The sequence below is a fragment of the Methylobacterium sp. 17Sr1-1 genome, assembly GCF_003173775.1.
In the GTDB taxonomy this organism is placed as follows: Bacteria; Pseudomonadota; Alphaproteobacteria; order Rhizobiales; family Beijerinckiaceae; genus Methylobacterium.
This window is the reverse complement of the sequence record NZ_CP029552.1, coordinates 654,474-666,312: the sequence shown is the minus strand read 5'-3', so window position 1 is coordinate 666,312 and position 11,839 is coordinate 654,474. Positions and strand designations below refer to the sequence as shown.

The window sequence follows — 11,839 nt, the reverse complement described above, 5'->3', positions numbered from 1 at the left end:
GATGGGCGCCGAGACCTTGCGCGAGCGCTGGGCGACCCTGACGCGCTGCGTCTGCGACGGGGCGCGGCTAATGGTCGGCCAGGGCAACTACGACACCTACGTCGCCCATATCCGCAAGACCCATCCCGACCAGCAGCCGATGACCCCGACGGAGTTCTTCCGCGAGCGCCAGAACGCCCGGTTCGGCGTCGGCGGGCGCGGCGGCTTCCGCTGCTGCTGATTACGCGGCCGACATTCGCGCCCGCGCGGGGTCCTCAACCCTGCGCGGGCGAAACAACACGCAATGCCGGATCCGGTTCCGGCAAAGACGAAGTTCGTTCACGAGTCTTTCAGGATACACCCGTAACGCTTGCGGCAGGATGATGGCGGCGATGTCACAAGTCGCCGCCGCCCCAACACGATCCGGTAAAGCGCGCCTTAACTAGGGCTGATCGGACAGCATGGCGGTGGCGCGCAATCGGCACGGCTGAGCTGACCGGGGCGGTGCTACAGATGAGGTCCTTCATCCGCACACGCCGTTAGCCCCGTGGCCACCCTGACACTCCCCGTCGCCGTCCCCTCCGCCCGCCCGGCCCTGCCGGCCCTGCTCGGCGATCAGCCGCTGCGCGGCATCGTGCTGGTGGTGGTCTCCACCGTCTTCCTGTCGAGCTCCGACGCGACCGCCAAGCACCTCACCGGGCAGCTCTCCGGGATCGAGGTGGCGTGGCTGCGCTATGTCGGCTTCCTCGCCGTGATGCTGGCGGCGGCGGCGGTGCGGGCGCAGCTCAAGCGCGGCGCCTCGCCGTTCCGCAGCGCCCGGCCGGGCCTGCAGGTGGTGCGCGGCATCGCCCTCGTCGGCTCCTCGCTGCTGTTCCTCGCCGGCCTGCGCACCCTGCCGGTGGCCGAGATCACCGCGATCGCCTTCGTGTCGCCGATCTTCGTCACCGCCCTGTCGATCCCGGTGCTCGGCGAGAAGGTCGGCGCCCGGCGCTGGGCCGCCGCCCTCGTCGGCCTCGTCGGCGTGCTGATCATCGTGCGGCCCGGCACCAGCGCGTTCCAGGCCGCGGCGCTCCTGCCGATCGTCTCCGCCCTGTTCTGGGCCGCGGCCCTCGTCGTCACCCGCAAGATCAACGGCTACGACGCGCCGCAGACCACCATGACCTGGTCGGCCGTCGTCGGCTTCGTGATCCTGTCGGGCATCGTGCCCTTCGTCTGGGAGACCCCGAACCTCAACCAGGTCGCGATCGGCGCCGCGATCGGCTTCATCTCGACCGCCGGGCACTGGATCGTCACCATCGCCTACCGCCATGCCCCGGCCTCGACCCTGGTGCCGTTCTCCTACAGCCAGATCATCTGGGCCGGCCTCCTCGGCTTCCTGTTCTTCGGCACGGTGCCGGACGCCTATATGGGCCTCGGCGTGCTGGTGATCTGCGGCAGCGGCCTCTACACCGCCCACCGCGAGCGGATGCGCCGGGTGCCTGCCCCGACCGGGGTGCTGCCGGCGGGCGGCGTGCGCTGACAATTGGCTGACACTTGCAAGGGCGGTCGCATCGCGGCCGCCCTTTCCATGTCTCGATTTGGTGGTCGCGCCGCGACCGCCCCTGATACGTCTCCTCTTCCCCGAAGGACCGCCGGCCTCTAAACACGCGCCTCCCCCACCCGGAGAGGCCCCATGCCGACGATCGAGCAGCGCATCGCCACCGAACTCGGCGCGCAGGAATGGCAGGTCAAGGCGGCGGTGGACCTGCTGGACGGCGGCTCGACGGTGCCGTTCATCGCCCGCTACCGCAAGGAAGTCACCGGCACCCTCGACGACGCGCAGTTGCGCACCCTGGAGGAGCGCCTGCGCTACCTGCGCGAACTGGAGGCCCGCCGCGCCGCGATCCTCGAGAGCGTGAGCGCGCAAGGCAAGCTCGACGACGCGCTCAAGGGTCAGATCCTCGCCGCCGACACCAAGGCGCGGCTCGAGGATCTCTACCTGCCGTTCAAGCCCAAGCGCCGCACCAAGGCACAGATCGCCCGCGAAGCCGGCCTCGGGCCGCTGGCCGAGGCGTTGCTCACCCGCCCCGACCAGGTCCCGCTCAAAGCCGCCGCCCCGTTCGTCGACGAGGGCAAGGGCGTGGCCACACCCGAAGCGGCCCTGGAGGGCGCCCGCTCCATCCTGGTCGAGCGCTTCGCCGAGAACGCCGAATTGGTCGGGCAGTTGCGCGAGGCGTTCTGGACCCGCGGCAGGCTCGTCTCGCGGGTGCGCGACGGCCAGGCGCAGGCGGGGGCCAAGTTCTCCGATTATTTCGACTTCTCCGAGCCCCTGACCCGCCTGCCCTCGCACCGGGTGCTCGCCCTGTTCCGGGGCGAGAAGGAGGAGGTGCTGGACCTGCGCCTCGACGAGGCGCCGGATGGCGTCGACGCGCAGGCGCTCTATGACGGCCGCATCGCCCTCTCCGCAGGGATCCAGGATCGCGGCCGGCCCGGCGACCGCTGGCTGATGGAGGCGGTGCGCTTCGCCTGGCGCACCAAGCTCCGGCTCTCGATCGAGCTCGACCTGCGGGCGCGCCTCTGGGACGCCGCCGAGACGGAGGGCGTACGGGTCTTCGCCGGCAACCTGCGCGACCTGCTCCTCGCCGCGCCTGCCGGCGCCCGGCCGACGCTCGGCCTCGATCCCGGCTTCCGCACCGGCGTGAAGGTCGCGGTGGTCGACGCCACCGGCAAGGTGGTGGCGACGGACACGATCTACCCGCACGAACCGCGACGCGACTGGACCGGGTCGCTGATGACGCTCGCGAAGCTCTGCCGGGCGCACGGCGTGGAGCTGGTGGCGATCGGCAACGGCACCGCCTCGCGCGAGACCGACCGGCTCGCCGCCGAGCTGATCGCGAAGCAGCCGGAGTTGAAACTCACCAAGGTGATGGTGTCGGAGGCCGGCGCCTCGGTCTACTCGGCCTCGGCCTATGCCAGCGCGGAACTGCCGGGCCTCGACGTGTCGTTGCGCGGCGCGGTCTCGATCGCCCGGCGCCTGCAGGACCCGCTGGCGGAGCTGGTGAAGATCGAGCCGAAGGCGATCGGCGTCGGGCAGTACCAGCACGACCTCGCGGAGGGGAAGCTGTCGCGCTCCCTCGACGCGGTGGTGGAGGATTGCGTGAACGGCGTCGGGGTCGACGTCAACACGGCGTCGGGCCCGCTCCTCGCCCGGGTGTCGGGCCTCAGCGAGCGGGTGGCGCAGAACATCGTCAGCCACCGCGACACGAACGGGCCGTTCCGCAGCCGCTCGGGGCTGAAGAAGGTCGCGGGGCTCGGGCCGAAGGCGTTCGAATTGTCGGCGGGCTTCCTGCGGATCCAGAACGGCGACGACCCGCTCGACGCCTCGGGCGTCCACCCGGAGGCCTATCCGGTGGTGCGCCGCATCCTCCAGGCGACGAAGAGCGACATCAAGGCGGTGATCGGCAACGGCAGCGTGCTGAAGGGGCTGAATCCCAAGTCCTTCACCGACGAGACCTTCGGCCTGCCGACGGTCACCGACATCATCGCCGAGCTGGAGAAGCCGGGCCGCGACCCGCGCCCGACCTTCAAGACCGCGACCTTCCAGGAGGGCGTCGAGACGATCGGCGACCTGAAGCCCGGCATGGTGCTGGAAGGCGTGGTGACCAACGTCGCGGCCTTCGGGGCCTTCGTCGATGTCGGCGTGCACCAGGACGGGCTCGTCCACATCTCGGCCCTGTCCAAGACCTTCGTGAAGGATCCGCGGGCCGTGGTGAAGCCCGGCGACGTGGTGCGGGTGAAGGTTCTGGAGGTCGACGGGCCGCGCAAGCGCATCTCGCTGACGATGCGCCTCGACGACGAGGTCGGCGCGCGGCCGCCGCGGGAGCAAGGAGGCCAGCACCGCGACGCGCCCCGGCGGGATGCGCCACGCCCTCAACCCCGGCGCGAGGAGCCGGCGGGCGGCGGGGCGCTGGCGGATGCCCTGCGCAAGGCGGGGCTGGACCGGGGGTCGCGGCGGTAGGGAGCGGATCGTCGGGGGATCGCGTCTCCTCGGTGCACCGTGAGTTCTTTCTCGCTACTGTGACCACATGTGGTCACAGTAGCGAGATCCCGCTCATGCGAACGGTCCAGGTGAGGGACGCCAAAGCCGGGCTCTCGGCTCTGGTTGAGGCGGCTGAACGGGGCGAGCCGACGACGATCACGCTACATGGGAGACCGGCTGCGGTGATCGTCCCGGTAGAGATGGCGCGTCGCCTCTATCCCGATGAGACGCCGAACTTTGCCGACTTCCTGATGACCTTCCCTGGCGGTCTCGACGACGTCGAGCGCGACCGGACACCAACGCGTTCCATCGATCTATGAGCCGCAGCGGCTACCTTCTCGACACGTCAGCCCTTTCGCTCCTCGCGCCGGGCCGGGCCGGGCCGGCATGCCCGAATCAGTCGCGGCCCGGCTGCGAGAGGAGGCCGGACGACTCTATCTCTCAGCCGTGACGATCGCCGAAATCCGCGAAGGCGTCTGCAAGCTGCGCCGGAAGAGCGCCACGGCTCGCGCGGACACGTTCGATGCGTGGCTCAGCTCTCTCCTCGACGTGTTCGGTGACCGCGTCCTGCCGTTTGGAATCGGGGAGGCAGAGGCCACTGGTACGTTGGGCGACAGCGCGGTCGGAATCGGCCGGCATCCAGGTTTCGCAGACATCGCGATCGCCGCCACCGCAAAGGTGCATGGTCTCGTGCTCGTCACCGAGAACCTTCGCCACTTTGAGCCCTTGCAAGCGTTCGGGGTGGCGATGCACAACCTTTCCGGTATCGCGCAACCCAACCACTGCCTGCAGACAGATCGCTCTCGCAATCGTCTCGGGGGCGCGTGGCAGAATCCGGGAGTCATATTGGCGTACGGTCGAGGCTGAAAGTGACACGACATGCTTATCCTGGAAGTCCAGCGGCACGGATCGCAGGCTTTCGCCAAGATTTGCTCTGATAACAAATCCGAAATATCAACCCTGAATTCGTTATCACAAGCCTGCGCGGCACCTGATCGAAGCCGAAATCCGCATTGCGAAGCAATCATTTGGATTTCTCAGGATTCGATATCCAGATCGATCGATGCCTGTACCGCCAAGACTTGCCGATGGAACTAAACACATCTCGATAAACAACCTACCTGCCCGCGCCCGCCTCGCTCGTCGTCGTGAACGTCCCCTCGAAGCGGCCGCGCTGGGTGTCGGCCGCGCAGGCGACGGTGGAGCGGCCTGGCCCTGCCGGCGGGAAGCGGCAGGAGCCGACGGTCATCAGGGTGTCGCGGGTGATGCCGCCGTCAGTGCCCTTCACCGTGAGGATCACGGCGCTGACCGGCTGGAGCGCATCGACCCCGACCTCCTCCTGGCGGTCCTGCGGCATGCCGGTGCCGCTGAAGCTGATTGTGGTGCCGTCGCTCGAGGTGAAGTCGAACGAGGTGCGCCGGCCCTGGACCGCGTTGACGATGCTCGCGCCGCAGGTCGGGCTGACGTCCTTGCCGGCGACGACGAGCTTCTCGCAGGTGCCCGTGAGCACGTTGCGGGTGAGCGGCTGGGCGTGGGATTCGACGGCGCAGGACAGGCCGAGGAGCAGCAGGAGGGTGAGGACGCGGGTCAGCATGGCGGGAATGTAGGGATTGCGGGCGCGAAGCCCAATGTGGCTTTGGTGCAGGTCACGACACTCCGGCTGCACTGACGCCGTCAGCGCGAGCATCGTGGCGACCGGGGGCTTCCGTGCGCGACGCTCAGTGGAGGGCGGCCGCGATGGCGTCGGCCGCCCGCTCGCCCTCCGCGAAGGCGCCGCCCGCGGTGCCCCACTGCTCCCGCGACAGGGCCTCGCCGGCAAACCAGATCCGCTCGGCGACCGCCTCCTTGAGGAGGTCGCGGGCCCCCGTATGGCCCGGCGGCACCACCGCCCAGGAGCCGCGCGACCACGGATCGTGGCGCCACTCGGTCACCGCCGGCACCGCGAGGTCGCGCAAGGGCCCGCGGCCGACCTGCTCGGCGAGGGTCTCGCGCACCAGGCGCCGGGCGCCGTCCGCCCCGGCACGGGCCGCGTCGAGGCGCGCGGCCAGGGGCACGTCGAGCTCGAAATAGTGGAACGGCGTGCCGTCGACCCGGGTCAGCAGGCCCGGCGGCTGGAGCCGGCCGCCGATCAGGCTCGCCAGACGGTCGCGGCCGCGGAACGGCGAGGACGGCCAGTGCAGCACCACGTGCTCGTAGATGCCGGTGCGGAACCCGTCGATCGCCGCGCGGACCGGGCCCGGCAGGTCGGGGGCGAAGCGGAGCGCGGGTGCGGGCTCCTGCATCACCATCATCGGGGCGGTGACGAGGGCGGCGCGGGCCTTGAGCCCCCCGCGCGCCCCGAGATCGAGCCGTACCCCCTCCCCGGCCCAGTCGAGGGCGGTGACGGGGGTGGACAACGCCACCGGGAGCCCGGCGGCGAGGCGGGCGAGATAGGCGCCGTAGCCGCCGGCGATGAAGAAGTTGTCGCCGTATTCCATGCTCGGGAAGTCGTGCAGGCTGATCTCGGAGAGCGGCCGGCCCGAGACGAGGCCGTGCACCAGGGCGACGCGCTGCCCCCAGGGGCCGAGGCCCGGCGGCAGGGCGCTCGCCGCGGGCCGGTCCTCGCCGTGGAGGCGCGCGCCGTCGGTCATCGCCCGGTCGGCGACGGCCCAGGCGCGGCCGAAGGCCAGCTCCTCCGCCGGCCGGCCCGGACGGCGCCCGACCCAGAGGTGGCTCTCCTGCGCGGCCCGGCGCAGGGGCTCTCCGCGCTCGAAGCCTAAGGCGACCAGGGGGTTGATCGGCCCGGCATGGAGCCAGTGGGCGCCGAGATCGACCGGGTGGCCGCGCAAGGCGGTGGTGATCGTGCGGCCGCCGAGCCGCGGGCGGGCCTCCAGCACGGCCACCGACAGGCCGCGGGCGAGGAGCCGGCGCGCCGCGCCGATCCCGGCGGCGCCGGCACCGATCACCACCACGTCGGGGTGGGCGGGCAGGGCCGCCAGGGGCGGAATGCCGGTGGGGACAAGGTGCTCGTGGGCGGCGCGCGGCATCCGGATCATCACCCCTTGTTCGCCTCGGTTCCGGCCACCGCCGCGATCCCGTCGAGCCAGCGGATCAGGCGCCCGTGGCTCGTCGCCGGGACGGGGCAGCCGGCCTGGCTGCGAATGTAGAGCGCGAGGCTCGATCGGCCCTCCCCGCGGCCGACGATCTCGACCGTGACGGTGTCGGGACAGCGCAGCCAGGCGGTGCGGGCGACGTAGCGGTCCTGCTCGCCCCATCGGTCGGTGAAGACCAGGGCGGTGCGCGGCTCGCGCTCGGCCACCGATCGGACGATCTCGCGCAAGGTGGCGCCCGCCACCGCGTAGACCGGCGGCACCGCGTCGGCCTGCGCCTTCGGGCAGATATCGGCCGCGCAGGCGAGGGCGTCGCCCCGGGAGCGCAGGCGCGTCAGGCTCGCGAAATCGACCGGGCCGAGATCGGGGGGGCCGAGCAGGGCGAGCCACGCCTCCTCGATGCCGCCGGGCTCCTCGCCGCGGGCGACCATCACCGCCCCGGCGGCGAGGACCGCGTGCAGGAGGGCCAGGAGGAGGACGGCGAGGGAGAGCGCGGCGGCACGCCCGGTCACGGATCAGCCTCTCGCGGCGCCGGCCGCGGGGCGCCAGACTCGCAAGGGAGTGTCCGGCACCGGGACCGGCTCCAGCCCGGGCGGGATGATCTCGCCGCGCCCGATCCGGTCCGCGACGCTCGACACCGCCGGGTCGGCCGGGGTGTCGCAGGCCACGATGTAGTCCGCCCGCACCCGTGCGGCCACCGCCGCGAGGGCGTCCGCATCGTGAAAAGCCTCGAGCGCGGCGACGAGTCCCGGCAGCGCCCGGTGGTAGGGCGCCGCCACGACGGCGTGGTGGCCGTGCAGGAGCAGCGCCGGCCCGAGATCGATCCGGGCGAGAATCAGCCCCGGCGGCAGGACGTCGAGGGCGGCGATCGCTTTGGCGTCGCCGCAGGTCTGCCAGGCGATGCGCTCCGCCTCCATCGCCTTGTCCGGCCCGGCGAGGACCGGCAGGAGCGACGCGAGGAGGAGCCAGGCCTTGCCGCACGGGGCGAGGCTGGCCGCCAGGGCGGCGACCTGCCGGGATGCGGTCGCCCCGGGCGTCCGCAGGAGCGCCACCGCCCGGTCGAGGAGCGGGCCGGCCACCAGGGGCACGAAGGCGGCGGCGACGTAGAGGCCACGGACCTGCGGCACGCCGAGGGCGAGGCCGAGCCAGAGCGCGCCGGCGGTGGCGGCCATCAGCGCCCGCTGCCCGGCCTCGCGCCCGCGCCACGCCCACAGGCTCGCCGCGACGGCGCCGATCAGCACCGGGAGGTAGCCGGCGAGCGCGAGATCGGGGGCGTGCCCGGCGAGATGCCGGGCCGGGAGCATCTCCTGCACCCGCACCAGCCATTCCCGGCGCACGAGGTCGGGCATGCCGGTGAACGGCCCGGCGACGCAGGTCGGGAACAGGAGGAGGAACCCGCCGGCCGCCGCGAGGCCGCAGGCGACGAGCAGGCCGAGCCGCCGCCCGGCTCCCCACCCGCCCGGCAGGAGGGACGCCGCCGCGGCCGTGAGCCCGGCGGAGGCCGCGAGCCAGAGCCAGGGCGGCGAGAGGGCGTCGCAGGCGGTAGCGCTCCACAAGGCCGGCGCGGTCTGGACGAGGAAGAGCGCCGGGGCAACGAGCCCGAGGGCGAGGCCGAAGCCGAGGAAGGGCGGCAGCGCGGCGCGCCCGGCCCGCAGCCACAGGCCCGCAAGGACGAGGCCGGCAAGCGCGATGAACGGCAGCGCCTCCAGCCCGACCGCCAGGGAGAGGGCCGCGAGCGCGCCGGCGCGCACGCCGTCCCGCAGCGTCGCGCCCGAGCGGGCGAGGCTCAGGGCCAGGGCGACGATCGCGCAGGTCTGGACGTTGTGGTGGTCGATCCGGCCGGGGGCGAACAGGCCGCTGACGACGACGGATTGCGTGGCGGCAAACAGCGCGAAGGCCGCGGCGCGCCATCCGAAGAGGCGGTGCACCCCGCGATAGAGGATCGCCGCGTAGAGGCCGAGGAGCACGAGCGGCCAGGCCACCGCGGCGATCCCCTCCGCGAGAGACGCCCCCGCGAAGGGCCGCGCCAGCAGGATCAGCCCGGCGACCGGTGCGTCGACGAGGCGCGACCAGTGCATCGGCGGCGCGCCGGCGTGGCGGGCTTGCGCGAGGTCGAACCAGGACTGGCCGGCGAGGAGATCGCGCACCTGGACGAGCCGCATCACGTCGTCGGTATCCGGCAGGCGCAGGTCGCGCAGGATCGCCCCGATCCCGGCCCAGCCCGTGAAGCCGACGACGCCGGCGAGAACCAGGAGCCAGACGAGCGCCGGGCGCTCGAAGGGGGAGGCCTGCGCCGCCCGCGGTCCGGACCGGGCCTGGGGGAGCAAGGCGGCGGGCATGGCGCGGGATCCTTGAGCCGGGAGGAGATCCGGATGGGTCCGGGGTCGCACGGCCGCCGTTACCCCCCGGTTAGTGTCTCTCACAAAACTCCCGATCACCGTCGCGGCTGGCTGTGGCAGCGACAGCGCGGCGGGAGTTTTGTCAGGTGCACTGAGCGGGACCGGTTGAGCGGATCTTTACCATCCCGGCGGTAAAGCTCGGGGAGAGAGACCGGCCCCGGGGACCCACCCCAAGCGGCCGTGACGGCCCCGGAGTTGCCCCAGCGATGAGCCTTCACACCGAGACGCTGGTGATCGGCGGAGGACCGGCGGGCCTGACCACCGGCTACGTGCTGGCCAAGGCCGGCCGCGACGTCGTGGTGCTGGAGCGCGACGCGACCCAGGTCGGCGGCATCAGCCGCACCGTCGAGTACAAGGGCTTCCTGTTCGACATCGGCGGCCATCGCTTCTTCTCGAAATCGCAGGAAGTGGTCGATCTCTGGAACGAGATCCTGCCCGACGACTTCATCGAGCGGCCGCGGCTGTCGCGAATCTACTACAAGGGCAAGACCTACGCCTACCCGCTCAAGGCCTTCGAGGCCCTGCGCAACCTCGGGATCGTCGAGAGCGGGCTCTGCGTCGCCTCCTATCTCTGGGCCCGGGCGCGGCCCATCCCCGAGCCGAGGAGCTTTCACGACTGGGTCCGCAACCAGTTCGGCGAGCGGCTGTTCTCGATCTTCTTCAAGACCTACACCGAGAAGGTGTGGGGCATGTCCTGCGACGACATCTCGGCCGATTGGGCGGCCCAGCGCATCAAGGGCCTCGACCTCGGCGCGGCGATCCGCGACGGGCTGAAGCGCTCCCTCGGGCTCCATCGGCCGGCCGCCGGCGACGGCCCGGTGATCAAGACCCTGATCGAGTCGTTCCGCTATCCCCGCCGCGGCCCCGGCATGATGTGGGACGCCGCCGCCAGCGCGATCAGACAGCGTGGCGGCAAGGTCCTGCTCGACCGACGGGTCGACGGGCTGTCCTACGATTCCGCCACCAAGCTGTGGACGGTGAGCGCCCGGCGCGAGGGCGGCGGGCGCGAGACCTTCACGGCCCGCCACGTCGTCTCCTCGGCGCCGATCCGCGAGCTCGTCGGCGCCATCCGCCCGGCGCCCCTGAGCACCTTCCAGGCCCGCTCCCTGCGCTACCGCGACTTCGTCACCGTGGCGCTGATCGCCCGGGCCAAGGACAGCTTCCCGGACAACTGGATCTACGTCCACGATCCGGCGGTGAAGGTCGGCCGGGTGCAGAACTTCCGCTCCTGGTCGCCCGAGATGGTGCCGGACGAGTCCTACACCTGCCTCGGCCTCGAATATTTCTGCTTCGAGGGCGATGGCCTGTGGAACGCGCCGGATTCGGAGCTGATCGCGCTCGCCCGCCGCGAGATCGGCCTGATCGGCCTCGTCGATCCGGCGAGCGTGGTCGATGCCTGCGTGGTGCGCCAGCCCAAGGCCTATCCGGTCTACGACGACGCCTACCGCGCCCACGTGGCGACGATCCGCCGGGACCTCGAGGGCAGCTACCCGACTCTCCACCTCGTTGGCCGCAACGGGATGCACAAGTACAACAACCAGGACCACGCGATGATGACCGCGATGCTGACGGCGCGGAACATTCTTCTCGGCGAGCGCCGCTACGACGTGTGGAACGTCAACGAGGATGCGGAATACGCCGAGGCCGGGCTGTCGGGGGCGCGGGAGGCCCTGGTGAGCGAGCGGATGGTGCCGCGCAAGGTGGCGTGAGCCGTCACGATGGGGCCTGAGCCGGCGCGCAGCGCAGGCTCAGCAGCTCGTCCAGCGTCGGGTCGAACCCGGCGACCCACCGCCCCCAGACCGGCGCCGTCGCGGCCGTGAGCGCCAGCGCGAGGAGGATCCACGGCAGCGCCGCGCGCCGCATCACCGCCCCCGCACCAGGAGGCCGCCCGCCAGCGCCATGGCGGCGCCCCAGGCGAGGAAGCCGGCATCCCACCAGGCCCAGGCCGCCCGCGGCACCGTCTCGTTGACGTGGTGGACACCGAGGATCTGGTGGTCGATCACGCCCTCGACGAGGTTGAACGCCGCCCAGCCGAGCAGCACCGCGCCGGCGAGCACCCGGCCGTCGTACGGACCGCCCCGGCGCCACAGCCCGAACACGCCGAGCACCACGAACACATAGGTGGCGCTGTGGAAGTACCCGTCCCAGCGGGTGTTCAGCTCCAGCGCGTCGAGCGAGGTGACCGGGTACCAGCTGCTCAGCATGTGGTGCCATTGCAGCAGCTGATGCAGCACGATCCCGTCGAAGAAGCCGCCGAGGCCGAGGCCGATCAGGAGGCCGGGCCACAGGTCGTGCCGGGGTCGGGGAAGCGCGGTCATGCGGGGCGAACGGCACGCAACTGCCTCCGTTCCGGG

At 71.9% G+C, this 11,839-nt stretch carries 12 protein-coding genes; 6 read left to right on the top strand and 6 right to left on the bottom strand.

The genetic code is table 11. The features are described 5' to 3' along the window. Position 1: 1 nt before the first annotated feature. The 5 genes from DK412_RS03070 (at position 2) to DK412_RS03050 (ending at position 4,864) form a co-directional block, all read left to right on the top strand. The gene (locus DK412_RS03070) at positions 2-220 is read left to right on the top strand and encodes a YbdD/YjiX family protein (RefSeq protein WP_109970750.1); all 219 of its coding nucleotides are present in this window, start codon (positions 2-4) and stop codon (positions 218-220) included. Positions 221-526: 306 nt separating this feature from the next. Further along, positions 527-1,498: a DMT family transporter gene (locus DK412_RS03065; RefSeq protein ID WP_109970749.1), complete on the top strand. Its 972-nt coding sequence runs from the start codon at positions 527-529 to the stop codon at positions 1,496-1,498. 153 nt (positions 1,499-1,651) lie between these two features. Further along, a complete protein-coding gene (locus DK412_RS03060) occupies positions 1,652-3,976 on the top strand; it encodes a Tex family protein (RefSeq protein WP_109970748.1) in 2,325 nt (774 codons plus the stop codon). A gap of 95 nt (positions 3,977-4,071) precedes the next feature. Then, positions 4,072-4,317 (top strand): type II toxin-antitoxin system Phd/YefM family antitoxin, encoded by a 246-nt coding sequence (locus DK412_RS03055; RefSeq protein ID WP_109970747.1) that lies wholly within the window; start codon positions 4,072-4,074, stop codon positions 4,315-4,317. A 67-nt stretch (positions 4,318-4,384) separates the two neighbouring features. Beyond that, positions 4,385-4,864, top strand: coding sequence for a PIN domain-containing protein (locus DK412_RS03050; RefSeq protein ID WP_245447402.1), 480 nt, complete (start codon positions 4,385-4,387; stop codon positions 4,862-4,864). Between the two features lie 250 nt (positions 4,865-5,114). On the opposite strand, the gene DK412_RS03045 is transcribed toward DK412_RS03050, so the two are convergent. From DK412_RS03045 to DK412_RS03030, 4 genes are all read right to left on the bottom strand, one after another. Beyond that, a complete protein-coding gene (locus DK412_RS03045) occupies positions 5,115-5,591 on the bottom strand; it encodes a hypothetical protein (protein WP_109970746.1) in 477 nt (158 codons plus the stop codon). 124 nt (positions 5,592-5,715) lie between these two features. Continuing rightward, on the bottom strand, positions 5,716-7,032 hold the full coding sequence (locus tag DK412_RS03040; protein ID WP_109970745.1) for an NAD(P)/FAD-dependent oxidoreductase: 1,317 nt from the start codon (positions 7,030-7,032) through the stop codon (positions 5,716-5,718). Further along, entirely contained in the window at positions 7,032-7,598 is a 567-nt protein-coding gene (locus DK412_RS03035; protein WP_109970744.1) for a hypothetical protein, read from the bottom strand. Before DK412_RS03035 ends, DK412_RS03040 begins: the two co-directional genes overlap by 1 nt. 3 nt (positions 7,599-7,601) lie before the next feature. Continuing rightward, complete coding sequence (locus DK412_RS03030) at positions 7,602-9,425, bottom strand: hypothetical protein (RefSeq protein ID WP_109970743.1); 1,824 nt, start codon at positions 9,423-9,425, stop codon at positions 7,602-7,604. Positions 9,426-9,691: 266 nt separating this feature from the next. Here DK412_RS03030 and DK412_RS03025 point away from each other — a divergent pair, with 266 nt between their 5' ends. Then, positions 9,692-11,194, top strand: a complete 1,503-nt coding sequence (locus DK412_RS03025) for an NAD(P)/FAD-dependent oxidoreductase (RefSeq protein ID WP_109970742.1) — start codon at positions 9,692-9,694, stop codon at positions 11,192-11,194. A gap of 4 nt (positions 11,195-11,198) precedes the next feature. Here the strand turns inward: DK412_RS03025 and DK412_RS29935 are convergent, their stop codons facing one another. Further along, complete coding sequence (locus DK412_RS29935) at positions 11,199-11,348, bottom strand: hypothetical protein (RefSeq protein WP_162596082.1); 150 nt, start codon at positions 11,346-11,348, stop codon at positions 11,199-11,201. Then, the gene (locus tag DK412_RS03020) at positions 11,348-11,803 is read right to left on the bottom strand and encodes a DUF2243 domain-containing protein (RefSeq protein ID WP_109970741.1); all 456 of its coding nucleotides are present in this window, start codon (positions 11,801-11,803) and stop codon (positions 11,348-11,350) included. The genes DK412_RS29935 and DK412_RS03020 overlap by 1 nt, the downstream gene beginning before the upstream one ends. Between the last annotated feature and the right edge of the window lie 36 nt (positions 11,804-11,839).